Here is a 24446-nt window from a genome sequence, read left to right as displayed (position 1 = left end):
GCAGGGTATCGGCCAGCGCCGGTGGCAGTTCGCCGAGTTGTTTTTGTACGCTGTCGATGGCCTGGCTGGCACTGCTTAAACGCAGGGCATCGCCGCTGACGAGGTAGTCCTCGACGTTGCGCGCCACCTCGTTCTGAAATTGTTGCGACAGCCCCAGATAACGCTCCATCAACAGATACGGGCGTTCCAGCGCTTTTTGCGACCACCACAGCGTGGCGCCGAGTGCGAGGCACACGGCGACCAGCAGCAGCGTATTAAGATTTGTGAGCAACTTCAGGCGCATGACAGCTACCAACGACAGAAATGGTAAGTGCCTGAATTTATTGCGGTTCTATTACAGGGTTATGACCGAATCGGTGGATTCCGATGAAATAGTGGCACTTTGCTTTGATTCCCGCGCCGTCTGCACCCGGTTACGCCCGGCACCCTTGGCACGGTACAGCGCCTCGTCGGCCTGGCTGGCCATCATCAGGCTGTCGGAATCATCGCGCATTTCCACCACGCCGGCGCTGAAGGTGCACCACAAGTCATGAGGTTGCGCCGGGTAGTGGATTTCGGCGAAGCGCTGGCGGATCTCGTCGAGCACTTTATGCGCGGCTTCCATATCAGTGTCGGGCATGACGATGGCGAACTCTTCGCCGCCGTAACGGCCGATGAAATCGGTTTTGCGCAAACGTTGCTTGAGGAACAGTGCAAGGCTCTTGATGACACGGTCGCCCATCGGGTGGCCGTGGCTGTCGTTGACCCGTTTGAAGTGGTCGATGTCGAGCATGGCAAAGCTCAGCGGCTTGTTCTCGCGACGGGCGCGGAACGAGCAGTCTTCGAGCAATTGCAGGATGTGCGTGTGGTTGTACAAACCGGTGAGGCTGTCGCGCACCATCCGTGCTTTCAAGTTGCGCGCACGGGCAGCTCGGTTGCGTACGGTGGTGATCAGGTGACGCGGCTTGATCGGTTTGGTCAGGAAGTCGTCGCCGCCCTCGCTCATGGCGTCAAGCTGCTTGTCCAGATCGTCCTCGGCCGACAGGTAAATGATCGGCACGCTCACATAACGGTCGTTGTGGCGGATCACCTTGGCCAGTTCGGTGCCGGTGCAGGCTGGCATGTACATGTCGAGGATGATCAGGTCAGGCTGGAAATCCGCCAGTTCAGCCATTGCCTGAATCGGTTCGATCAAGGTGCGGGTGACGATACCGGCGCTGTTGAGCAGGCGTTCGGTGTGCATGGCCTGGGCGCGGGAGTCATCGATGATCAGCACTTTATAAGGTTCGTACTGGGCGACGCAGGTCAGGACTTCGATCTTCTCCAGCAGGCTCGACGCTTCGAGGGTGCCGGTGAGGAATTCCTGGCCACCGGCGCGTACGGCCGCGAGGCGAGTCGGGGTGTCGGTTTCGTGCAGGCTGAAAAACAGCAACGGCAACGGCTCCTCCAGCCCGACCTGGGCTTCGGCAGCGAGTTTCAAGCCAACGCCGGCACCACTGAAATCCACGTCCATGACGATCGCGGCCGGCAAGCGCTCGACCATCGATGAGCGAAACGCCGCGACGCTGTCCAGCGACTGGGCGCTGAGGCCAAAGAATTCCAGTTGCTTGGCCAGCCGCTCGGCACGGTCGTGATCCTGCAGCATCACGTAGATGGGCTTGCGCAGCGGCGGCAGGAAGGTCTGGTCGAGCTGATCGCCTTGGCGCAGGCCGGTACGCGACAAGCGCTGCATCAAACGATTGAGGTCGGTGATCAAGCCACTGCTCAGGCGTCCACGATTGGCGTCCACTGCTTCCAGCGACTGACTGATGTGGCGCGCGAGCTGGGTGTGTTCAGGCTGTTCGAAGCGCTCGGCAAAGCGCAGCAGGCGCAGGTTGGCCTCACTCAGTTCGGCGAGGTCGACGGTGGACCATTCACTGCGTTGCAGGCGCTGCCATATCTCAAGAATCTGACGTGCCTGATGAATTACCCGCTGGGCAAAGTGGTGCTTGAGACGCTCACGGCTGGGGTCTTCTGGCTCGGTCATATCCTGACTACTAGTTAGGGTGCATGCTGAGATCGACTGGTGGCTCTATGCTAGCACCTCTTTTCCCTTAGACGAGTGTCGTACGTCAATAATCTGTAATGCGTCACTATTCAGTTTCTGACCGAGTGGTTTTGTTTTCGCTCTGGACGTCGGCAAAGTCCCTGTAGGCAGGGCGCCTTAATATATAGCGGCTAACATTTCAGGTAACTCTGTGCGTCTCACACCAATGGGGCAAACGAGGTTTTAATGGCTCTGCGTCGAAATAGCAGGTGAATGGCATCAGGGATTCCCTTAGGCCTGACGGATGCGTCGAGCGCCTGCACCATTTGCGGCATATCTTCACGCGCAGGTGCCCGGCCTTGGCACGTTGTTGTATGGTTGTGGTCGAACCGTTGACCCCAAGTGATTGAAAGGATATCGCCATGCTGGACTGGAAAAACCGCGCGGGCAGCGCGCCTGAACGTGCCGCCGAGCCCAAGTCGGCCGCCCGCAGCTATGTCGGCGGGCTGTTGTTCAGCCGTGCGTTGGCCACTCTGCTCGGTATTTATTTGTTAGTGACCATTGGCCTGGGCTGGTACTGGAGCCAGGAACCGGCGTTATTTCCTGTGGCGCAAAACGCGCAACTGGCCGCCGAGAAAGAAGGCAAGCAGATGGTGATCGGCTACACCACAGTCGAGACTCTGAAGACCGTTGCCGGCACCTTGCTCGATAAACCGGGCGGTTACATTTCCAACGACCGTTTCCCCCCTGGCCTGTGGATGGACAACACGCCAAGCTGGGAATACGGCGTCCTGGTACAGGTCCGTGACCTGACCCGTGCCCTGCGCAAAGACTTCGCCCGTTCGCAATCGCAGTCGGCCGAAGACTCCGACCTGGCCAAGGCCGAACCGCGTTTCAACTTCGACAACAAGAGCTGGATCCTGCCATCCAGTGAGTCCGAGTATCAGGAAGGCATCAACTCCCTGAGCCGCTATCAGGCGCGCCTGTCTGACCCTTCGCAGAAAAACGCGCTGTTTTACGCACGCGCTGACAACCTCAACAACTGGCTCGGCGATGTCGGCACGCGTCTGGGATCGCTGTCGCAACGGCTGTCGGCCAGTGTTGGTCGGGTCAAACTCAACACCGCGCTGAAAACCGAAGTCCCGGCCGTCGGCGAAGTGCCGCAGCTTGACGAAGAAGTTGTCGAGACCCCGTGGATGCAGATCGACAATGTCTTCTACGAAGCGCGCGGTCAGGCCTGGGCACTGTCGCACTTGCTGCGAGCCATCGAAGTCGACTTCGCCGATGTACTGGCGAAGAAGAACGCCACGGTCAGCGTGCGTCAGATCATCCGTGAGCTGGAAGCCTCGCAAGAGCCGGTTTGGAGCCCGATGATTCTCAACGGCAGCGGCTTCGGCGTATTGGCCAACCACTCGCTGGTCATGGCCAACTATATTTCCCGGGCCAACGCGGCAGTCATCGACTTGCGTCAACTGCTCAATCAGGGCTGATACATGAGTCAAAACGCCAAAGAGGCGGCCCATCGCGCCGCCTCGGATGCCGAACAAATCGCCTGGGTCGACGAGCAGGACAACCTGCTCGGCGCCTTGGTGCGTGCCGATCTGCGTGAACGCGGGCTGATCGGTCGCGGCACTTACATCATGTTGTTCAATTCCGCCGGTGAGCTTTGTGTGCACCGGCGAACCTTGAGCAAGGCGATCTACCCCGGTTACTGGGACGTGGCGGCAGGCGGTATGGTGCAGGCCAACGAAACCTATGCCGAGTCGGCTGCCCGTGAGCTGGCGGAAGAGTTGGGGGTCAGCGGTGTGGAACTCACCGCCCACGATCATTTTTACTTCGAGGACACCGGCAATCGTCTCTGGTGTTCGGCGTTTTCCGCCGTGTGGGACGGTCCGCTGAAATTGCAGCCGGAAGAAGTCCTGGAAGCGCGCTTCATTCCGGTCGAACAGGTCATGCAGGAAATCCGGCAAAAGCCTTATTGCCCGGACTCTCTGGCCGCTTTGAAGCGCTATCTGAAGGCGCAGCAAAGCGACGTCGCAAAGAACACATAAATTGGCGCCGATTGGCACTTAGCAATTGGGTTTTTTGCCGTTACACTGCGCGACCTTTTCAAGCTGCACCGAATCGCTTGATGTTGGCCTGCTGACTTATTGTAGGAGCTGCCGAAGGCTGCGATCTTTTGATCTTGCTTTGTAAAGATCAGGATCAAAAGATCGCAGCCTGCGGCAGCTCCTACAGTTCAGTCCACATTCCGGTGCAGTAGCGCTGCCCCTGCCTGAGTGGGGCTTCGCGGTCGATGACCTTGCCCAAGGTTGCGATCAGTCTTTGTCCTCCCAAGAGGATTGCCGGTGGCCAAAAAAGCCGCATCCTTCGCCGCCCTTGGCGGTCTGGTATTTTCCACCGACGCAGGTCGTCATTGCCCGGAATGCAGTCAGCCGGTGGACGCCTGTATCTGCAAACAAACCGTGATCCCTGCCGGTGACGGCATTGCCCGCGTGCGTCGCGAGAGCAAGGGCCGCGGCGGCAAGACGGTGACCACCATCACCGGCGTGCCGCTGGCCGAAGACGCGCTCAAGGAGCTGGCGACAACGTTGAAGAAACGTTGCGGCACCGGCGGGGCGTTGAAGGACGGGATCATCGAAATCCAGGGCGATCATGTCGAGCTACTCTTGGCGGAACTGATCAAGCACGGTTTCAAAGCGAAGAAATCCGGCGGCTAGCAGCCTCTGTGAAAGCCACCAGCGGCTTGATCCGGTTCTGACAGGTTCAGCTCCGGCATCGTCTCCATGGTTTTCACAGAGCCTGTTCATGACCGGTTTCTAAACTCCACGCGGTCCGCGCGGTCTACCGCCGCGCTGACGAATCGTCATTTTCATACTTTAGACTGCGCCGGCCTGAGATCAGGCGACGCACTATGACTTCTTTATAGGGGACTTCGATGTCCGTACGACGCACACGCAAAGACGATGGCAGCCAATGGACAGTTGCGGACAGCCGCAGTGTTTACGGGATCCGCCATTGGGGGGCCGGGTATTTCGCGATCAATGACGCCGGTCGCGTCGAAGTTCGTCCGAACGGCCCGAGCAGCTCGCCTATCGACCTGTTCGAGCAAGTCGACCAACTGCGCAAAAGCGGTTTGTCCTTGCCGTTGCTGGTTCGTTTTCCCGACATTCTGCAAGACCGTGTACGCCAGCTGACCGGCGCCTTCGATGCGAACATCGAGCGCCTGGAATACCAGAGCAAGTACACCGCGTTGTACCCGATCAAGGTTAACCAGCAAGAAGCGGTGATCGAGAACATCATCGCCACCAAGGACGTCTCCATTGGTCTGGAAGCCGGCTCCAAGCCGGAGCTGCTGGCCGTGCTGGCGCTGGCGCCGAAGGGCGGCACCATCGTCTGCAACGGCTACAAGGACCGCGAGTTCATCCGCCTGGCGCTGATGGGCCAGAAGCTCGGCCACAACGTGTTCATCGTGATCGAGAAAGAGTCCGAAGTTGCGCTGGTGATCGAAGAAGCGGCGTCGCTCAAGGTCAAGCCACAGGTCGGCTTGCGCGTGCGTCTGTCGTCGCTGGCTTCGTCGAAGTGGGCGGACACGGGCGGCGAGAAATCCAAATTCGGTCTGTCGGCTGCGCAATTGCTGTCGGTGGTCGAACGCTTCCGCGCGGCCGGTCTGGATCAGGGCATCCGCCTGCTGCACTTCCACATGGGCTCGCAGATCGCCAACCTGGCCGACTATCAGCACGGCTTCAAGGAAGCGATCCGTTACTACGGCGAGCTGCGCAATCTCGGTCTGCCGGTCGATCACATCGACGTCGGTGGCGGTCTGGGTGTCGACTACGACGGCACACACTCGCGCAACGCCAGTTCGATCAACTACGACATGGACGATTACGCCGGTGTCGTGGTCGGCATGCTCAAGGAATTCTGCGACGCGCAGAGCCTGCCGCATCCGCACATCTTCTCCGAAAGCGGCCGCTCGCTGACCGCGCACCACGCCATGCTGGTGGTGCAGGTGACCGACGTCGAGAAGCACAACGACGAGATCCCGCAGATCGAAAACAAGGAATCGCTGCCGGAAACCGTGCAGTGGCTGGTTGACCTGCTCGGCCCGACCGATATCGAAATGGTCACCGAAACCTACTGGCGCGCCACCCACTACATGAGCGACGTTGCCGCTCAGTACGCCGATGGCAAGCTGACCCTGGCTGAAAAAGCCTTGGCCGAGCAGTGCTACTTCGCCGTGTGCCGTCGCCTGCACAACTCGCTCAAAGCCCGTCAGCGTTCGCACCGTCAGGTGCTCGACGAGCTCAACGACAAACTGGCCGACAAGTACATCTGCAACTTCTCGGTATTCCAGAGCCTGCCGGACACCTGGGCGATCGATCAGGTCCTGCCGATCATCCCGTTGCACCGTCTCGACGAAGAGCCGCTGCGCCGCGCGGTGCTGCAGGATCTGACCTGCGACTCCGACGGCAAGATCAACCAGTACGTCGACGAGCAGAGCATCGAGACCAGCCTGCCAGTACACGGCTTGAATGAAGGCGAAGACTACCTGTTGGGCGTGTTCCTGGTCGGCGCCTATCAGGAAATCCTCGGCGACATGCACAACCTGTTCGGTGACACCGACTCGGTGAACATCTACCAGAACGCCGATGGCAGCGTGTACCACGCGGGTATCGAAACTCACGACACCATCGAAGACATGCTGCGTTATGTGCACTTGTCGCCGGAAGAACTGATGACCCACTACCGCGACAAGTGCGCCAGTGCCCGCATCAGTGCCAGCGAGCGCACGCAATTTCTCGATGCCTTGCGTCTGGGCCTGACCCGCTCCTCCTACCTGTCTTCCTGAGACCAGGTTGCTGTCTCGCCGGGTTGTCTGAAATTTTCCCTATTGCTGTGGAAAATTCGGATGACCCGGTGGGATATATCCCAAAATCTTCGCGATATGTTTGGCTATCCCGGTCAGCAAAGTGATCCGGTCTGCTTTTCGCGTAGGTCATTTCCTAAGTTGTACTTCAGCTCTCTACTCGGCCATGGCTCTCGGCGAGAATCCCCGACCGCCCCTCCTGTAGAGATCCGCCTATGTTCGATCCAGTCAACGAGTCGTCATTTCGTCTCGATGTAGCGGGCCTGTCCGACCCTTTCGAAGTCCTGGCCTTTACCGGTAGCGAAGCCCTCAACGAACCTTTTGCGTTCGAAATCGATGTGTTGATCGACGATCCGCAACTGGATCTCGCCGGCCTGCTTTATCGTTCGGCGTTCCTCTGTTTCGGGCCGTCGGGGGAGGGTGTGCACGGGCAGTTGCAGAGCCTTGTCCAGCATGAGCACGGACACGGTTCGCGGTTGAGCCGGATCCATCTGGGACCGAAACTCGCTTGCCTTGACCTGCGCATCAGCCAGCGGATCTTCAGTGGCCGTTCGGTGCCACAGATCATCGAGCAGGTGCTCAGGGAACACGGGATCGTCGGTGCCCAGCGACGCTTCGAATTGCGTGACGACTACCCGGCCCGCACGTTTTGCACGCAATACCGCGAATCGGATCTGCAACTGCTGCAGCGCTTGTGCACACAGGCGCGTATTCACTATTTCTTCGAGCATACCCACGACCGGCATTGCCTGGTGTTCAGCGATGATCCGGCGCATTTTCCGCTGGCTAGCGCCGCGCTGTATCAAGGTGAACAAGACGAAAAAAGTACCTGTCCTGCCGTTCACCATTGGCAGTTGCATGAAGCCATGCAGGCCGGCTCGCAAGGTTTGCGGCAGGCAACGAATGCCGAAGGACGCAGTGATCTTGCGGCGTTGCGCAGCGGGCATTGGCTGCGTTTGGTCGGGCACCCTTTCCCCGAATGCAATCGGCAATGGTTGTTGACCCGAATCGAACACAGCGCTGACCTGTCCCTTGATCTGCCGTACGCCAACCGTTTGTTTGCCGCCGCGCAGTTACCCTCATCGGCGCCGTCGCGCTTGCGCATGCACAGCCTGCAACGGGCCTGGGTGGTGACCGTAGACGAACCGCAACCCGACCGTTTCAGGCCGGTGGCGGTGCAGTTCGACTGGCTCTATCAGGGCGAAGGCGCGGCGCCGAGTCATTGTTGGCTGCCGCTCGCGCCGGCCTTGGCCGAAGCACCAATGGCGGCGTTGGGCGATGGTGTCGAAGTGGTGGTGAGCTTTTTTGAGGGTGACCCGGATCAGCCAATGATCAGCGGCGTCTTACAGTCGTCAGTCGCTGTTGCGCAAACCAGCGATGCGCCAACGCCACCGCTGCCGGACAGCCTGGCGAGTGAAGGCTTGCAGCAAATGCTGACGTCAGGCGAGCCATTGCTGTTGTTGTGCCTGATCCCAGGAGGCGGCAGTTTCAACCATTGCACAGAGGCGGTTTGCAGTTGTCGGCTGGTCACCACGCTTGAACAGAGCAGCGCAAGATGAGCGGGGTGGCGCTTGAGCCGGTAGCGCAATGGCTGTTGCTCGACGGCGCGGATGCAGCGCGGGCCTTGACGACGCTGAGCAAGGGTTTCGCCGGCTTGCCGAGTTTCAAACTGTTCGACGGCACCGAGTTTGAGCCGGTCAGCGACCACGGTCCGGTGCTGGTCGATATGCGAGACAGTCCGGCGCTGGCGTCGTTGTGTCACAGCGATCCGGATACGTGGCGCGGGCTGTTGCTGGGCAGCGAAGCGTCGGCGCAGGAACTGCTGAGCCACTTGCAGCGCATGCTCACGGTTTCGTTCGGGTTGAGCCATCGGGCCTTGCTCAGTTATTACAACCGCCAGACCGCGAGCTATTTTTTCGACGCCTGCGACGCCGCAGAACTGAGTCGCTGGCTCGGGCCTATCCGCCTGTTGCACTGGTTCGGTGGCACTTGGGCCGACCGCGCCATCGGCAGTCAGGGCTGGCAGCAGTTGCGCAATCCGGGGCTGAGCGTGGAGCCGTTGAGCATCGAAGAAAGCCTTACCCGGCGACAGTGCGAACGCTTGCAAACCTGCCTGCTGGAGCAACACATCTGGCGCTGGTGCCAATCGTTGGGAACTGATTACGCGGCGATCGCCTCCCATGTTCAGCAGGGCCTGGCGCTGGGTTTCAGCGACCGCACCGTGCTCGAAGGCTGGTTGTGGCTACGCTTGCAGCATCCGCGTGCAGTGCTGGTGCCGCCACCGCAGGATTTGACCCAGCAAGAGCGGCTTGAGCATGTGCGGCGCCAGTGGCGCAGCGATCAAATTTGACCTGAGGTTCGGCGCGTATGGCAGGTTTTTTTCGTCAAGGATTCGCTGCAATGTTCGGCGTTTTGTTGCTGTTGGCATTGAGTGCCTGTTCGCCGGTCAAGCTGCTCAATGCGCTGACGCCGGACAGCACGTTCGTCAAAACCGCCGGTATTGCTTATGGCGACGATCCACGGCAAAAACTTGATGTGTACGTGCCGCGCCACGCTTTGCCAGATGCGCCGGTCGTGGTGTTTTTCTACGGCGGCAGTTGGAACAGCGGTGCGCGCGAGGACTACAACTTTGTTGGCGAGGCGTTGGCGTCGCGGGGCATTGTCGCGGTTGTGGCGGATTATCGGCTGTATCCGCAGGTGCGTTATCCACTGTTTCTGCAGGACGGTGCGCGGGCGGTGGCATGGACCAAGGCGCACATCCGCGAGTTTTCCGGCAATCCACAGCGTTTGTACCTGATGGGGCACAGCTCGGGTGGCTACAACGCGGCGATGCTGGCACTGGACGGCGATCTGCTCGCTGCGGCGGGCATGTCCCCCAAGGACCTGCGCGGCTGGATCGGTCTGGCCGGGCCGTACGACTTTCTGCCGATCGAGAATCCCGCCGTGCGGCCGGTGTTTTTCTGGCCGGACTCACCGCCGCAATCGCAGCCGATCAATCATGTCAGTGGCGGTGCGCCGCCCGCGCTGCTGATCGCGGCGAGCGAGGATGATCTGGTCAACCCGACGCGCAACACCGGCGGCCTGGCGCACAAACTGCGCGCGGCCGGGGTGCCGGTGCAGGATTTCTACTATTCGCGGCCCAATCACATAACGCTGGTGGCGACGCTGTCGCGACCGTTACGTGGACTGGCGCCGGTGCTCGATCAGGTGGTCGGCTTCATCAAGCACACGCCGGCTCAGTGAGCGGCGCCGGTGAACCAGCCGTCGTTGCGCTTCAGCCACCAGGCTTGCGCACCGAGGGTCAGGCTGCGCAGCACCATGAACAGCAGAAACGTTATCCACAGGCCATGATTGCCCAGACCTTGCAGCGCCCAGGCGAACGGCAGGAGCAACACCACCGTCATGAGCATGCCGTTGCGCATTTCCCGGGCCCGGGTGGCGCCGATAAACAGACCGTCGAGCAGGTAGCTCCACACCGCAACCAATGGCAGCACAGCGAGGTAGGGCAGGTAGACGAATGCAGTGTCGCGTACGTTCTGGATGTCGGTTTGCATCTCGATGAACAAATGCCCGGCCAGGAGAAACAGCAGGGCAAAGCCGAGACTGGCGATCAGTGACCAGCCACCGGCAACCACCAGTGAACGGCGCAAAGCGAGGCGATCACGCGCACCGATGGCGTGTCCGCAAAGGGCTTCGACCGCGTGGGCCAAACCATCCAGAGCATGCGCAGTCAGTAACAAACCATTGAGCAGCAGCGCGTTGGCGGCGACCGTCGCATCACCGAGCCGCGCACCTTGCACCGTGATCAGGAAAAACACCGATTGCAGCGCCAGGCTGCGGATGAAGATATCGCGATTGACCGCCAGCAGCGGTCGCCAGCTCTGCCATACCTTCAGCGCGGCCCAGGCGATGTGCCCGGGATAGGCGCGCAATGCTTTGCGGGTCAGCAGCAAGCCGAGCAGGGCGCCGCTCCATTCGGCGATGACCGAGGCGCGAGCGGAGCCGACCACGCCCCAGTCCAGGCCGATGACGAACCAAAGATTGAGGACGATGTTGATCAGATTGGTCGTCAGCAGAATCGCCAGCGGCGCCCGCGCGTTCTGGGTGCCGAGGAACCAGCCCACCAGCGCATAACTGGCCAGCGCGGCGGGGAGGCCGAACAACCGGGTATGGAAAAACTCGCGAGTGAGCTGATCAAGCTCCGCCGACGGCTGCATGAAATGCAACGCCACGCCGCTCAGCGGAACACCCAGGGTGCCGAGTACCAGTGCCAGACCCATCGCCAGCAGCAAGCCTTGCAACAGAATCTGCCGCAGCGCCGCGCCATCACTGCGCCCGGCCGCTTGTGCGGCGAACCCGGTGGTGCCCATGCGCAGGAAACCCATGGCCCAGGCGAGAAAGGTATACAGGCTGGCGCCGACCGCTACTGCGCCCAGTTGATGGGCGTGGGGCAAGTGGCCGATGACGGTGCTGTCGACCAGCGCTACCAGCTGCACGGAAATATTGGAAAGGATCATGGGCGCCGCGAGCACCCAGACCTTGCGGTGAGTCGGGCGGTCGCGCCAGTCGGCAATCAGGTTGGACATGCGGGCTCCTTGGGGGAGCGGGCATTGTAGCGACTCATCTGGCTGGCAATGCGATCCAATGTAGGAGTGAGCCTGCTCGCGATAGCGGTGGGTCAGTCAAAATTGATTTGAATGACCCACCGCTATCGCGAGCAGGCTCACTCCTACAAGGGTTTCGTGGGGTCTAGTGAATAATCCAGCTCAACAACCACAACCCCAGCAACAACCAGATAATCCCGGCAATGATCGACGCATTCATGAACGCACGGATCGCCGACCACAACAGCATCAGCCCGACAATCAGGGCGATGATGCTGATGATCGAAGTGTCCATCCCCAGCGTCTTGGCCAGGCCGTCGACAAAGTTGCCTCCGGCGTTGCTCAGTATGTTGAACAAACCACTGAGACCATCAACGATAAAGCGGATGACCGCGCCGAGTGCCTGGCCGAGCCATTCGAAAAAGCTTTCTACCTGCATGTGTGCATCCTGAGAAATTGGCATTGAACCTTGGGCCGCAGCACCTATGGCCGAGTTCCGTGGCGGGAGTATGGCGTAAACCTGTAGGAGCTGCCGCAGGCTGCGATCTTTTGATCCTGCTTTTGAATTCAAAAACCAGAAATCGAAAGATCGCAGCCTGCGGCAGCGCCTACATGGACCTTGCCTTCAAGCAACATCCCCCCGAAGCTATACGCCTCCAGGAGAACCCGATGAACCTTGTTGAACTGACCGAACGCCTGCACGCCATTCGCGATCGCAATGACTGGCGGCAATTTCACAGCCCGAAAAACCTTGCGATGGCCGCCAGCGTCGAGATGTCCGAACTGGTGGAGATCTTCCAGTGGCTGACGGAAGACCAGTCGCGCCAGTTGCCAGCGGACAAACTCGCCCACGCCGGGCAGGAAGTGGGCGACATCGTCTTGTATCTGTTGCTGCTGTGCAGCGAGTTGGGGTTGGACATGAATGAAGTGGTGCGCAGCAAACTCGCCGACAGCGAACGGCGGTTCAGCTGATGAGCGACCGGCATTTCGATCAGTTGGCGACGCGTTTCGCCGAAAAAATCTATGGCGGTGCCAAAGGTGCCATTCGTCTCGCGGTGTTGCAGGCTGACCTTGCCGAAGCGCTGCCGGATCGCCCGTTGCGGGTGCTCGACATTGGTGGCGGTCTGGGCCATATGTCGCTGTGGCTGGCAGAGCGTGGGCACGATGTGACCTTTACCGAGCCGGCCGAGCCGATGCTCGAAGGCGCTCGCCAGCGCTTTGCCGATGCGGGGCAAACGGCGACATTCATTCAGGCGCCGTGGCAGGAACTGCCCGGCCAGCTCACTGAACCCTACGACCTGGTGATCTGCCACGCCGTGCTGGAATGGCTCGCCGAACCCCACGCGATTTTGCCGGTGCTGCACCAATTGACCAAACCCGGCGGCTGGTTGTCGCTGGCGTTCTACAACCGCGATGCGCTGATTTATCGCAATCTGCTCAAGGGCCATTTCAAGAAGATGCGCAAGAACGTCATGGCCGGCGAAAAGCAGAGCCTGACCCCGCAGCAGCCCCTCGACCCGCGAGAACTTGCAACGCAACTCGATGGCGTGTGGCAGGTCGAAAGCCAGAGCGGAGTGCGGGTTTTTCACGATTACATGCCGGTGGAATTCCAGGCCCGCGTCGAACTCGCGGATTTACTCGAGATGGAGCTCGCCCACCGTCGTCACCCAAGCTTCGCCGGGCTTGGGCGCTACTTGCACTGGATCTGCCGGCCGATCTGATCGGAGCGCGACATGAAAGCTCAATCCGGGTTATTGCTGATCTGTCTGGGGTTGGCTGCCTGCCAGGGTAGCAACCCGTATGTGGCGCAGTCGCGGCCCTTGCCCCCGGCGCCGCCGCAAGCCGCCAACACGTTTGACCGCAGTGCCTACCCGGCACCACCGCGTGATTATGGACGCTATCGCAGTTGGGCCTGGCTCAACGGGCAATTGCCGCCGGGCACTGCGTGGGCGGATTCGGCGCAAGTGGCCGAAGCGGTGAGCAATGCGCTGGATCAGCGTGGTTTACGGCCGTTGCACGACAATCGCCCGGCGGATATCTTCGTTACCGCCGACCTGCGTCTGGAAACCCGCTTGCGTCAAGAGCGGGACGATTACGGCTACTACGGCGGATACGGCAGCTATGATCGTTACGGACGCGGTTACGGCATGTACAACACCGTACCGATCGTCCGTACTTATCAGGAACAGGTCGTGGTGGTGCAAGTCGATCTGTTCGACGCCGTCACCGGTCAACCGGTGTGGAGCGCCAGCGCCGAAACCGCCAACAGGGGCAGCCAGAGCGACCGCACCGATGCAATTCGCGAGGCTGTGGAAAAGGCCATGTCGGCGTATCCTCCGAGTTAGCTTCCTGCCTACGAGTGGAGAAAACCCATGTTCCGCCGTCTCGCTTTACTGGCCATGGCCGCGCTGCTCAGCGCCTGCGCCTCGAACCAGGTCAACCACGACTTTGATGCCAGCCGCGACTTTGCTGCCTATCGCAGCTGGAGCTGGAAAGATCCCGCCCTGCAATATCGCCCGGACGATCCACGGATCAAAAGCGACCTGACCGAACAAAGGATTCGTCAGGCGGTGACCGATCAGCTCGATCAACGGGGTTTGCGTCCCGCAGCGGCAGGCGCCAAGGGTGACGTGAGTGTGCAGACCTACTTGATTGTCGAGGATCGCCAGCAGCAAGTGACGACCAATTACGGCGGCGGTTGGGGTGGCCCATGGAATGGTTACTGGGGCGCGCCGATGTACAACGAAACCCGCAACATCACCTACAAGGTCGCAACCATCCAGGTCGACTTGCTCGATGGCAAGGACGGCAAACTGGTGTGGCGCGGCAGCGATGAGCAGATGCTCGCCAGCAGGCCGAATCCAGAGGACCGCAGCAACGCCATACGCGAGACAGTCGCGCGCATCCTCGCCAACTATCCACCGCGCTAACTCTGTATAAAAAGGGAACCCTTGGGGTTCCCATTTTTTTGCCCAACACAAACTCCCTGTAGGAGCTGCCGAAGGCTGCGATCTTTTGATGTTGATCTTTTAAAAACAAGATCAAAAGATCGCAGCCTTCGGCAGCTCCTACAGGGGATTTGTGACGGTGCCGTTAGCTTATGGCTTGGTGCCAGCAACTTCGCCGCGCCCCGTCTACACTCAAATCCACCCATGGAGGTTGCGCTCGGCGGTGCGCCGGCAAAGGAGTGCGCGATGTCACCCCGTTCACAATTCAACAGCCCGGCCCGACAGCGCGGGGCGATCGGCCTGACGGCGGCACTGACCCTCGGCCTTGCGGTGTTGATGATGTTGCTGGTAGTCGATACCGGCCGCTTGTACATGGAGCAACGCAAACTGCAGCGCGTGGTGGATAACGCCGCTCTGGAAGCGGTCAGTCGCGGTGGCAATTGCCTGTCCGGCCTGACGGCAGCCACTTATGCCGGGCAAAGCGCCGTGCGCAATGGATATACCGTCGATACCACCAATACCCTTGCGACCAGTTGCGGCACTTTGCTGACCGGCGCCAACGGGATGCGCACGTTCACCGCTGATGCGACTCAGGCGGCAGCGGTCCAGGTCGCGGCCAGTCGCACGGTGACCACCAGTTTCGCCCGTGGCATACGCGCGTTGTTCTCGGGAGCATCGGTCAGCCAGAACACCACGTTGCAGGCTTCCGCCGTCGCCGCAAAACCGCAGCCGACGCTCGCGCAACTGAACATTCGCAGCAATCTGGCGAGCATCGATACCGCCCAGTCGAACATCCTCAACCCGCTGTTTTCAGGGCTGCTCGGTGGCAACGTCAACCTCACCGCGCTGGGCTGGGATGGCCTGCTGAAAACTGATATCAACCTGCTCAAATACCTCGATCAACTGGCGATCAATCTGAATGTCGCGGCCGGTAACTACAGTCAATTGCTCAACACTCAAGCCTCGGTCACACAACTGATTCAAGCCGCTGCGACAGTGGCGCAACTCAACGGCGCGACCGCCGAACCGACACCAGCATTTCTCTGGCCGACGGTGAGAGCTTTGTGATCAGCGGGCTGATCAGCACGCGCAACGCCTCTGAAGTGAACAAGTTTCCCGGCCTTGGCGACATCCCGGTCCTCGGCGCATTTTTCCGCAACTCGTCGATCAATCGCGAAGAGCGCGAGTTGCTGATGATCGTCACCCCGCACCTGGTGCAGCCACTGGCCGCCAATGCGCCGCTGCCTTCGCTGCCGGGGGAGAAACTGCGCAACTACGACCCGAACTGGTATCGCCTGTACTTCCTCGAAAACGGCAACTTCGATAAACGCAGCGGATTATCGCAATGAGCCAGAACCTGAGTCAGACCTTCCTCGCCATCACCCGCAACGACACCGACCTTGAGTGGCTGCAAGGTGCGCTGGCGCCACTCGGTCAGGTGGTCAGCGCCGGTGGCGGCAGCCTTGACGAGTTGCTGGCGCTGGTCGATGTAACCTTCGCCAGCCTGGTGTTCGTGGGGCTTGATCGTGATCATCTGGTGGCGCAAAGCGCCCTGATCGAAGGGGTGCTCGAAGCCAAGCCGATGCTCGCCATCGTCGCCCTCGGTGACGGCATGGACAATCAGTTGGTGCTCAACGCAATGCGCGCCGGCGCGCGGGATTTCGTCGCCTACGGTTCGCGCTCCAGTGAAGTCGCAGGTCTGGTACGACGCCTGAGCAAACGCCTGCCGGCGGTGACGCCGAGCACTCAGCTCGGTGGTTTGACCGTGCTCTATGGCGTACAAAGCAACGCCGACGGCGCACTGCTCGCCAACCACATGGCGCTGGTGGTGCAGAAGAGCGGCCAGCAAACCCTGCTGCTCGATCTGGGCCTGCCGCGCGGTGACAGCCTGGCCTTGCTCGGGCTTGAGAGTTCGTTCAATTTCGGCGACGCGTTGAGGCATCTGCGGCGGCTCGACACGACCCTGATCGACAGCGCCTTCACCAGCGCCGAAGCCGGCCTGCGCATTCTCGCTTACGCCGGTTCCGATGAGCCGCTGGAGCGCACCAGTGCCGCCGAGTTGTACATGTTGCTCAGCGCCCTGCGCCAACACTTCCAGCACATCGTGGTCAACCTGACCGGCCAGCCCGACAGCGAAGCACTGCGCACCTTCGTCAGTCATTGCGACAAGTTGTTGTGGTACACCGATCAGAATGTCCTCGACTGTCGGCGCAATCTTGCGGTGCTCAATCTGTGGCGCGAAAAAGGCATGAAACTCGACCACTGCCGGCTGCTGGTGGATCGCTACTTGCGCAACGTCGCACCGGATTCCGACACCCTCGGCAAGACCTTCGGCCTGGAGGTGATCGCGGTGCTCGCCTACAGTCCGGAGATTCGTCTAAACGCAAAAAACCAGGGTGTCAGCCTGTTCGAACTGGCACCGCGTGAAGCCATCAGCCAAAGCCTGCGTACCCTCGGCGAACGTCTGGCGAAACGCTCCGAAGGCCTGGCCAAACCCAAGTCCAGCTGGTTCGACCGGTTGCGAGGCACCTCATGAGCGGCGAACAACTGTTCGGCGGGACGCAGCGCACCGCCCCCGGCAACACCGATCACGACGGCCTGAAACTGGTGCTGCACCGCTACATCATCGACGCCATCGAAGAGTCGGGGAAAAACCTGCTGGAGGGCTCGCGGCAGGTGCTCTCGCAGTTCGTCATCGACAAGGTTGCCGAATACATCGCACGCCTGCACCTGGCGATTTCCCGTTATGAGATGGAGCGCTTGGCCGAAGAAATCGTCGATGAGCTGACCGGTTTCGGTCCGCTGGAGGTATTGCTGCGCGACAGCGCGGTGACCGAGATTCTGGTCAACGGCCCGCACCGGGTGTTCATCGAACGCGACGGCGTGCTGCACCTGAGCGATCTGCGCTTTATTGATGCACACCACGTTGAACGGGTGATGCAGCGCATTCTCGCGCCACTCGGTCGGCGTCTCGATGAGTCGTCGCCGATGGTCGATGCACGCCTGCCCGATGGCAGCCGGGTCAACGCCATCATTCCGCCGATTGCCCTCGACGGCCCGTGCCTGTCGATCCGAAAATTTCGCAAGGACATGCTCAAGAGCACCGACCTGATGGCAATGCAAACCATCGATCAGGCGATCTTCGACTTCATCCAGGAGGCGGTGGGCAAGCGCTGCAACATCCTCATCAGCGGCGGCACCGGCACTGGCAAAACCACCTTGCTGAACATCCTCAGCCAGTTGATCAATCCCAACGAACGTCTGGTGACCATCGAAGACGTTGCCGAATTGCAGCTCGGCCATCCCCACGTCGTGCGCCTCGAAACCCGGCCGCCGAACGCCGAAGGCCATGGTGAGGTGAAAGCCAGCGATCTGATTCGCAATGCCCTGCGCATGCGGCCCGACCGGATCATCCTCGGCGAGATTCGCGGCGTTGAAGTGGTCGACGTGCTGACGGCGATGAACACCGGTCACGACGGCTCCATGAGCACCGTGCACGCCAACAATGCCCAGGACGCCTTGCTGCGTCTGGAAACCCTGGTCGGCCTGACCGGGCGCACCATCGCCGAACGCACGCTGCGCCAGATGATATGCGCCGCGCTGGATGTGGTGATTCAACTGACGCGCATGCCGGACGGCCGTCGCTGCGTCAGCGAGGTGGTGGAAGTGGTCGGCGTGCGCGATGACGTCTACGTCACCAACACGCTGTTCCGTCTCGACCGCCGCACAGGCTTCGGCTTCATGCGCGAGGCGGTCAACCCGGCTGGCGACAAGTTGCGCCGCGAACCGATGCTCGCGCACTGAGGGCCCACCGCATGCTCAAACCGCTGTTGCTGATCGTGATTTGCCTGACCTTGCTGGGGTTGTCGCTGCGCCTGTTCTACAGCGGCTGGCGTCAGGGCGGGACCGAGCGGGTACTTGATCGGCTTAATCAGGGGCAACCGCAATTGACGGTGGAGGCGCCGCGCTGGGTGGGGCTTGAACGTGCGTTTCTGCGTGCGGGACTGGGCCGGCCGACGGAGCGTATCGGCCTCTGGTTACTGTTGTGGGCCTTTGCGATGCTCATCGGTTTCGCCCTGGCGGGGATGATTGGCTTGCTGGTGTTGTTCGTCTTGCCGCCGCTTGCCCTGCGCGGGTATGTCAGTTGGCGCTATCAACGTCGGCTGCGGCGAATGATTGAACAATTGCCGCAACTGCTCGACCACACTGTGCGAAGCCTGAAGTCCGGACGTACCCTGGCCGATGCGGTGCTCGGAGCCATTGAGGCCAGTGAATATCCGCTCAAGGATGCCATGGGCCGGGTCCAGCGCAGCGTGCAGTTGGGCGTGAGCCTGCCGGACGCGGTGTCGGATCTGGCAGAGCTTTACGAGCGCGATGAATTTCGGCTGTTCGCCCTCGGCCTCAAGGTCAATCATCGCTACGGCGGCAACGCCAGCGAGTTGCTGGAAAACCTGATCAAGATGATCCGCGAGCGCGATCAGGCCGCGCGCCAATTGCGCGCGATGACTGGCGAAACCCGCCTCACCGCGTGGGTACTGGGCTTGCTGCCGATTACCATGGCCGGGTACTTCCTGATGGCCAATCCGGTTTATCTGGTCGCCATGTGGCACGACCCCTCCGGACAGCGGATGCTGGCCACGGCGTTCGGCATGCAGGTGATCGGCAGTCTGTTGCTCTGGCGGATGTTGCGCAGCCTATGACGACGCCACTGATGATCAGCGCCTTGCTCTTGCTTGGCGCCGCGCTGTTGCTGCTTTTCAGCCTGCTGGACCAGCGCCGCCGTAGCCAGCAGATCAGCCGCCGGCTGGAGGGCAACCTGCTGCGGCAGAATCGCTTCGGCAACCTGCTGCAAGTGCTCGGTGACAGCAAGGTCGGCCAGCGCAGCGTCAAAATCGATAACGAAACCCAGGCCCTGCTCAACCGTCTCGGCTGGCGCAGCGCCCGTCAGCGCTCGCTGTTCGCCGCCTGCCAGATTGGCTCGCCGTTGTTGCTGCTGGCGCTGACCGTGCTGCTGCAATCGGTATTTTTCCCCGCCGTGGAAAAACAATGGATCGCGCCGCTGTTCGCCCTCGGCGTTGGCTACCTGTTGCCCAAGCGACTGTTGGTGATTGCCGTCGCCCGTCGGCAAAAACAACTGGCCAGTGAGATCGGCACGTTCATTCCGCTGCTGCGCATCCTCTTCGAATCCGGCATGGCCGTGGAGCAGGCACTGCGCGTGTTGAGCCATGAAGGCCAGGCGTTGTTGCCGGTGCTGACCCAGGAACTGCGGCTGGTGTTGAGCCGCGTCGACTCAGGCCTTGAGTTGGGCGCAGAACTGAACAAAGCCACGCAACTGCTGGCGGTCGACGAGTTCACCGACACCTGCGTGATCCTCCAGCAACTGCTGCATCAGGGCGGCGGCGCGATGAAATCGCTGCTGTCGCTCAAGCAACTGCTTGATGACCGGCGCCTGACGCGCCTGCAGGAATACATCTCGAAAATGTCCGCAAAAATGTCCGTCGTGATGATGCTGTTTCTCTTCCCGGCGTTATTGATTGTCCTCGCCGGCCCGGGCTTTACCGCCCTGGCGAAGGCGTTGGGGGCTTGAAGGAGTGGTGATGAAAGCAATGATTGCAGGTGTCTGTTTGCTGCTGCTCGGTGGTTGTGCCAACACCGGGCAAAACCCTTGGCAAGCGCTGACCAATAACACCAGTTGCGCCAAGTTGAGTTCCGATCAACAGCTGTCGTTGAACCTCGCCGATGACATGGCCAACGATGGCAAATTGCACGCCAGCCTCGCCAACCTGCAAAGCCTGCCGGACAACATCGCTGATGTGCGTCTGCGCAAGGCCAAGGTGTACCGCTTGCTCGGTCGCAGTGAGGCCGAGCCTTTGTATCGCAGCCTGCTCGGTTCGTGTCTGGCCGCCGAGGCCGAACACGGCTTGGGCCAATTGGCAGCGGCGAGGTCCGACTACGGTCAGGCGCAGGCTCATTTGCAACGCGCCGCACGCCTGGCGCCGACCGACGAAAAAATCCGTAACGATCTGGGGGTGGTTTACCTCAACCAGTTGCGCATTGAAGACGCACGCTTCGAATTTCTCACCGCCATGGAGCTCAAGCAGAGCGACCAGTTGGCGGCGCTAAACCTGGTGACGCTGTTGCTCTATCAGAACGACTGGAACCGCGCCGCCGAACTGGTCAGCCGTCTCGGCCTGAGCCCGGCGCAATTCAGCGAAGCCCAGGGCCGCGCGGAAAAACTCAAAGTGCCGAGCCCGGCCACCGCCGCCGTCACGGCAATGCTCAAGTAAGGAGACCGCGATGAGAGCTGCCATTTTTTTTGTTGGCCTGCTGGCACTGCCGCTGACCAGCCACGCCATCGACGCCGGCCCGGCCTCGGCCCAGCAACAGGAAACCGAAGGCTGGCTGCTGCTGCAAAGCCGCAACAAAGTCGCCTCGCCGGTCGTGCAAACCCAGACGCCGACTGAACGGGAACTGGCCATGCAGCGCTGGCTGAAAAGCTACCTGCATGAGATTCCGCAGTATTTCGATCAGGCTGAGGGCGGGGAGGTCGACAGCGGATCGGGGGGCTAGCCCGGTTCACCGCGTTATCGTTCTTCGCGAGCAGCCCAGTCAATACAACTCATGCAGACTGCATATACCCGTGTAGGAGCTGCCGAAGGCTCGGGCCGCGATCGGACGATCTTTTGATCTTGTTCTTAAAGATCACAATCAAAAGATCGCAGCCTTCGGCAGCTCCTACACGGGGGGTATTTCAATTCGGGATGTTTAAGTGTGTGTGGGATTTTCGGAACCCTCCCACAAGGTTTTCAGGTTGTCCGTCGGACGTGCGCTCACTAGTCTTGGGTTGTCGCTGACGTCTCAGCGATCGGGTGTGGAAACCCGCTTAAGTAGATGCATTACATCAGCACCGTAATCGTTGCCGACGTCTTCATTCGTCTGCAAACTGCGTCGCGGCGGCTGTGCGTGGGCAGACTTCGGTCTGGCCGGTTGCCTACTTATCGGTTTTCCACCCCGCGTACAGCTGCCACCTTTTTGCCGTGTGGAAACGACAACAGGTGGCTACGAAGCCAAGTAGGAGTTGTTAATGGACAAGCTGATTCCCGATCCCCCCCTCGAAACCCCCACCCCACTTGCCGACGCCATCCGCGTCGATGAGCAGACAAAAAACCGCGAAGCCATAAAGCGTGCGCTGGATTTCTACCTCTGCCCTGATCCCGTCAAACCTCGCCAGCCGAGCACGATGTTCATGGTCAACCCCAACGTCGATACCGAAAGCCTGCTCGCCCACGCCTGCGAATCACTGGCCAGCGCCAGCGCGGCGGCCAGCAACTTCGCCAACGAACTGAGCGGCTTGCAGCGCAGTACGGTGTTGGGCATCCAGCAGATCATCATGCTCGCCGAACTGGCGGTGAACCGGGCGCTGGATCGAGTCGATCCGCAAAGCTGATCCACAACGAAAACCGCGTCATCGTTCATCGCTGGCAAGCCAGCTCCCACAGGATCTGCATAGTTTTCGAAAATGTCGCAATACCCTGTGGGAGCGGGCTTGCCCGCGATGAGGCCCGCCCAGTCCACCCACCTCATACTGACTACAACCACACGCGTAGGAGCTGCCGAAGGGTGCGATCTTTTGATCTTGTTCTTAAAGATCACAATCAAAAGATCGCAGCCTTCGGCAGCTCCTACACGGGGGGGATTTCAATTCGGGATGTTTAAGTGTGCGTGGGATTTTCGGAACCCTCCCACAAGGTTTTCAAACCGCGCCAGCCGAGCACGATGTTCCTCGTCAATCCGAGCGTCGATACCGAAAGCCTGCTCGCTCACGCCTGCGAATCACTGGCCAGCGCCAGCACGGCGGCCAGCAACTTTGCCAATGAGCTGAGCGGCTTGCAGCGCAGCACGGTGTTGGGCATTCAGCAGATCATCATGCTCGCCGAACTGGCGGTGAACCGGACGCTGGATCGAGTCGATCCGCAAAGCTGATCCACAACGAAAACCGCGTCATCGTTCATCGCTGGCAAGCCAGCTGCCACAAGTTCCGCATCTATCTTGAAAGTGGCATATGACCCTGTGGGAGCGGGCTTGCCCGCGATGAGGTCCGCCCACCTCACGCTGACTACACGCACCTGTGTAGGAGCTGCCGAAGGCTGCGATCTTTTGATCTTGATCTTGATCTTTAAAAACAGGATCAAAAGATCGCAGCCTTCGGCAGCTCCTACAGGGGATTTACTTACAGCTGATAACTGAAGCTGATGCTGTACCGCGGTTTGCGATTGAAGGTGTCCAGTGCTTCATCGGACATCGCCTTCGCTGCCTCCAACGCAATGTTGTAGTACTTGGCATCACCAAACCTTAACCCGATCGCTGTCGATGACAGGTTGTTGGCCTGCACCGGCAAGTCATTGAACCAGCTGCGCGAGCGGTCGAGCACTACGTACGGTTGCAGGATTCGCACCCAGTTGCCCTCACGGTTGAAGCTGTAGTTGACCTCGTAAGCCACCCCCCAACCCTTGTCGCCGGACGCCTGGTCATCGGGATAACCGCGACCGAAATTCTGCCCGCCGAACACGGCGCGCTCGCTGTCGGGCAAGGTGTCGTCGCTCCAGTACAACGCTGCCGACAGCACGCCTTGCCAGTTGTCGAAGAACTTGTCGCTCTGCACGCCGGAGAGTCGCGCGCGGAAGAAGTCCAGGTCGATGTCATCGAAGTTGGTATGCGCGCCCAGGCTGTCGAAACCCTGATAGACGCCGGCGCTGAGGATGCGCAACTGGCGGGCATCGGCCTTGCGCCAGTCGCCTTCGAAGGCGAGGGCGCGAATGTCGGTGCGAAACTCCGTGCTGAACGGAAAGTTGATGCCGTCGTAGCGGGTCTTGTCGTCGACCGCGTACAGGCGCGAGCCGGCAGTCAGCAGTTCGTTGGAGGAGGCAATCAGCGGCATGCTGAAACCGATCGAGTATCGGTCGTTTTCGCGGTGGGTATCGAGGCGGCCGCCATTGTTGACCAGCACCTCGGTGCCGGGGTCGGCGCGATAACGCGAGGCCGACAGATTCAGTTGCGTGCCTTCAGCATCGAGGAACTGGCTGTAGTCGAGGCGATAGTAACGTTCGTGGTCATCTCCCGGCGGGAACAGGCCGCTGAGGGTCAGTTGCTCGCCCATGGAGGTTTGCGAATTGCTGCTGACACCGAGCAACGCTTGCGTGCCGTTACGGTTGTTTTCGGTGGCGCTCAGCGTGCTGGTGAACGGTTTGCGGCTGGCCTCGGCGATCAGCGTCGTGGCGCCGTCAGTGGTGCCGGGCGGCGGCACCTGGGCCTGAATCGTGACGCCGGGGATGCGCGTCATCAGCGTGGTGTAGCGCTCGAAGGTCTTGCGGGTCAGCGGCCGTTCGGCCTGTATTTTCGCCACCAGTTTATCGAGCAGGCCTTTGACCCGGCCGACATCACCCTGCATCTGCACATCGCGAACGTAGCCTTCGACCAGCACCACTCGCGCCACGCCGTCGTCGAAATTCTGTTGCGGCAGGAAGGCGTAGGACAACAGATAGCCGTCCTGTTGATAGCGTCGGGTGATGTTGCGCGTCGCCTCGATCAGGTCGGCGAGGCTGGTCTGGTGGCCGATCAGCGGCTTGTAGACTTCGGCCAGTTCGTTGAGCGGATAAATCGTCCCGCCTTCGATCTGCACGGTCCTGAGAGTGACCTTGGTTTCCATCAGCAACGGTTGCGCGGTGGCGGCGCCGGGGTCAGGCACTTCCAGCGGCGTGGCGCTCGGGCGATAAGCGTCGGCCGGCAGATTGGGCACGGGCAGGTTGCGGATGGTTTCGTTGCTGTTGAGAAAGCTGGGCAGGGTGTCGGCGAGGGCGGTGGAACTGAGACTGAGGCACAGCAGGGATGCCATAACGCGCATAGGACACTCCATGGTCAGAACACAGCGAAGGGCTGATTTTCCAAAGAAAAAAGCGGAAGACTCGTGGGAATCTTCCGCCCTCAACCAAGCGTAGGCGCTGTAGGTAAGGCCGTCGAAT

22 protein-coding genes and 3 pseudogenes are annotated in these 24446 nt (G+C 60.5%); 21 read left to right on the top strand and 4 right to left on the bottom strand.

Features of this window, described 5'->3' with window-relative positions; all coding sequences use genetic code 11:
- Positions 1-334: 334 nt before the first annotated feature.
- Positions 335-2005, bottom strand: coding sequence for a diguanylate cyclase GcbA (gene gcbA, locus ICA15_RS17755; protein WP_210554205.1), 1671 nt, complete (start codon positions 2003-2005; stop codon positions 335-337).
- 422 nt (positions 2006-2427) lie between these two features.
- Here gcbA and ICA15_RS17750 point away from each other — a divergent pair, with 422 nt between their 5' ends.
- The 7 genes from ICA15_RS17750 to ICA15_RS17720 all read left to right on the top strand — a co-directional run bounded on the left by ICA15_RS17750 (position 2428) and on the right by ICA15_RS17720 (position 10118).
- Positions 2428-3495: a DUF2333 family protein gene (locus ICA15_RS17750; protein ID WP_150617947.1), complete on the top strand. Its 1068-nt coding sequence runs from the start codon at positions 2428-2430 to the stop codon at positions 3493-3495.
- A gap of 3 nt (positions 3496-3498) precedes the next feature.
- On the top strand, positions 3499-4056 hold the full coding sequence (locus tag ICA15_RS17745; protein ID WP_150617946.1) for an NUDIX hydrolase: 558 nt from the start codon (positions 3499-3501) through the stop codon (positions 4054-4056).
- Positions 4057-4353: 297 nt separating this feature from the next.
- The gene (locus tag ICA15_RS17740; protein ID WP_016984929.1) at positions 4354-4725 is read left to right on the top strand and encodes a translation initiation factor Sui1; all 372 of its coding nucleotides are present in this window, start codon (positions 4354-4356) and stop codon (positions 4723-4725) included.
- 218 nt (positions 4726-4943) lie between these two features.
- Positions 4944-6857 carry an arginine decarboxylase gene (gene speA / locus ICA15_RS17735; protein ID WP_150602555.1) on the top strand — a complete coding sequence of 638 codons (1914 nt, stop codon included), beginning with the start codon at positions 4944-4946 and terminating at the stop codon, positions 6855-6857.
- A gap of 233 nt (positions 6858-7090) precedes the next feature.
- The gene (locus ICA15_RS17730; protein WP_210554204.1) at positions 7091-8434 is read left to right on the top strand and encodes a type VI secretion system Vgr family protein; all 1344 of its coding nucleotides are present in this window, start codon (positions 7091-7093) and stop codon (positions 8432-8434) included.
- Positions 8431-9225 (top strand): DUF4123 domain-containing protein, encoded by a 795-nt coding sequence (locus tag ICA15_RS17725; protein ID WP_210554203.1) that lies wholly within the window; start codon positions 8431-8433, stop codon positions 9223-9225. Before ICA15_RS17730 ends, ICA15_RS17725 begins: the two co-directional genes overlap by 4 nt.
- Positions 9226-9242: 17 nt before the next feature.
- On the top strand, positions 9243-10118 hold the full coding sequence (locus ICA15_RS17720) for an alpha/beta hydrolase (protein WP_210554202.1): 876 nt from the start codon (positions 9243-9245) through the stop codon (positions 10116-10118).
- Here the strand turns inward: ICA15_RS17720 and ICA15_RS17715 are convergent.
- Together ICA15_RS17715 and ICA15_RS17710 are read right to left on the bottom strand one after the other, a co-directional pair.
- Positions 10112-11461, bottom strand: a complete 1350-nt coding sequence (locus tag ICA15_RS17715; RefSeq protein ID WP_210554201.1) for an MATE family efflux transporter — start codon at positions 11459-11461, stop codon at positions 10112-10114. The two genes, ICA15_RS17720 and ICA15_RS17715, sit on opposite strands and share 7 nt — an antisense overlap.
- Positions 11462-11624: 163 nt before the next feature.
- The gene (locus ICA15_RS17710; RefSeq protein WP_150602550.1) at positions 11625-11918 is read right to left on the bottom strand and encodes a hypothetical protein; all 294 of its coding nucleotides are present in this window, start codon (positions 11916-11918) and stop codon (positions 11625-11627) included.
- A 230-nt stretch (positions 11919-12148) separates the two neighbouring features.
- On the opposite strand from ICA15_RS17710, the gene ICA15_RS17705 reads away from it, so the two are divergent.
- The 14 genes and pseudogenes from ICA15_RS17705 to ICA15_RS17640 form a co-directional block, all read left to right on the top strand.
- Positions 12149-12451 (top strand): MazG-like family protein, encoded by a 303-nt coding sequence (locus ICA15_RS17705; protein ID WP_007951009.1) that lies wholly within the window; start codon positions 12149-12151, stop codon positions 12449-12451.
- Positions 12451-13200, top strand: a complete 750-nt coding sequence (locus tag ICA15_RS17700; RefSeq protein WP_210554200.1) for a methyltransferase — start codon at positions 12451-12453, stop codon at positions 13198-13200. Before ICA15_RS17705 ends, ICA15_RS17700 begins: the two co-directional genes overlap by 1 nt.
- 12 nt (positions 13201-13212) lie before the next feature.
- The gene (locus ICA15_RS17695) at positions 13213-13824 is read left to right on the top strand and encodes a DUF4136 domain-containing protein (RefSeq protein ID WP_210554199.1); all 612 of its coding nucleotides are present in this window, start codon (positions 13213-13215) and stop codon (positions 13822-13824) included.
- Between the two features lie 27 nt (positions 13825-13851).
- On the top strand, positions 13852-14409 hold the full coding sequence (locus ICA15_RS17690) for a DUF4136 domain-containing protein (RefSeq protein ID WP_150602546.1): 558 nt from the start codon (positions 13852-13854) through the stop codon (positions 14407-14409).
- Positions 14410-14673: 264 nt separating this feature from the next.
- A pseudogene (locus tag ICA15_RS17685) lies at positions 14674-15453 on the top strand (pilus assembly protein TadG-related protein); the annotation flags it as partial.
- Positions 15441-15776 (top strand): annotated as a pseudogene (locus tag ICA15_RS17680) (type II and III secretion system protein family protein); the annotation flags it as partial. The pseudogenes ICA15_RS17685 and ICA15_RS17680, both read left to right, overlap by 13 nt.
- Positions 15773-16963, top strand: a complete 1191-nt coding sequence (locus ICA15_RS17675) for a CpaE family protein (RefSeq protein WP_210554198.1) — start codon at positions 15773-15775, stop codon at positions 16961-16963. The pseudogene ICA15_RS17680 and the gene ICA15_RS17675, both read left to right, overlap by 4 nt.
- Entirely contained in the window at positions 16960-18231 is a 1272-nt protein-coding gene (locus ICA15_RS17670; protein WP_210554197.1) for a CpaF family protein, read from the top strand. The genes ICA15_RS17675 and ICA15_RS17670 overlap by 4 nt, the downstream gene beginning before the upstream one ends.
- 11 nt (positions 18232-18242) lie before the next feature.
- A complete protein-coding gene (locus tag ICA15_RS17665; protein ID WP_210554196.1) occupies positions 18243-19127 on the top strand; it encodes a type II secretion system F family protein in 885 nt (294 codons plus the stop codon).
- Complete coding sequence (locus tag ICA15_RS17660; RefSeq protein ID WP_210554195.1) at positions 19124-20014, top strand: type II secretion system F family protein; 891 nt, start codon at positions 19124-19126, stop codon at positions 20012-20014. Before ICA15_RS17665 ends, ICA15_RS17660 begins: the two co-directional genes overlap by 4 nt.
- A gap of 10 nt (positions 20015-20024) precedes the next feature.
- Positions 20025-20714 carry a tetratricopeptide repeat protein gene (locus tag ICA15_RS17655; protein ID WP_210554194.1) on the top strand — a complete coding sequence of 230 codons (690 nt, stop codon included), beginning with the start codon at positions 20025-20027 and terminating at the stop codon, positions 20712-20714.
- A 10-nt stretch (positions 20715-20724) separates the two neighbouring features.
- Complete coding sequence (locus ICA15_RS17650) at positions 20725-20997, top strand: DUF3613 domain-containing protein (RefSeq protein ID WP_150602532.1); 273 nt, start codon at positions 20725-20727, stop codon at positions 20995-20997.
- A gap of 514 nt (positions 20998-21511) precedes the next feature.
- The gene (locus ICA15_RS17645) at positions 21512-21874 is read left to right on the top strand and encodes a DUF6124 family protein (protein ID WP_210554193.1); all 363 of its coding nucleotides are present in this window, start codon (positions 21512-21514) and stop codon (positions 21872-21874) included.
- A 308-nt stretch (positions 21875-22182) separates the two neighbouring features.
- A pseudogene (locus ICA15_RS17640) lies at positions 22183-22410 on the top strand (DUF6124 family protein); the annotation flags it as partial.
- Between the two features lie 247 nt (positions 22411-22657).
- Here the strand turns inward: ICA15_RS17640 and ICA15_RS17635 are convergent.
- Complete coding sequence (locus ICA15_RS17635) at positions 22658-24328, bottom strand: ShlB/FhaC/HecB family hemolysin secretion/activation protein (RefSeq protein ID WP_210554192.1); 1671 nt, start codon at positions 24326-24328, stop codon at positions 22658-22660.
- Positions 24329-24446 lie beyond the last annotated feature (118 nt).

This window comes from Pseudomonas sp. P116, from assembly GCF_020149425.1.
Taxonomy (GTDB): Bacteria; Pseudomonadota; Gammaproteobacteria; order Pseudomonadales; family Pseudomonadaceae; genus Aquipseudomonas; species Aquipseudomonas anatoliensis.
This window is presented reverse-complemented; position numbering and strand designations above follow the sequence as displayed.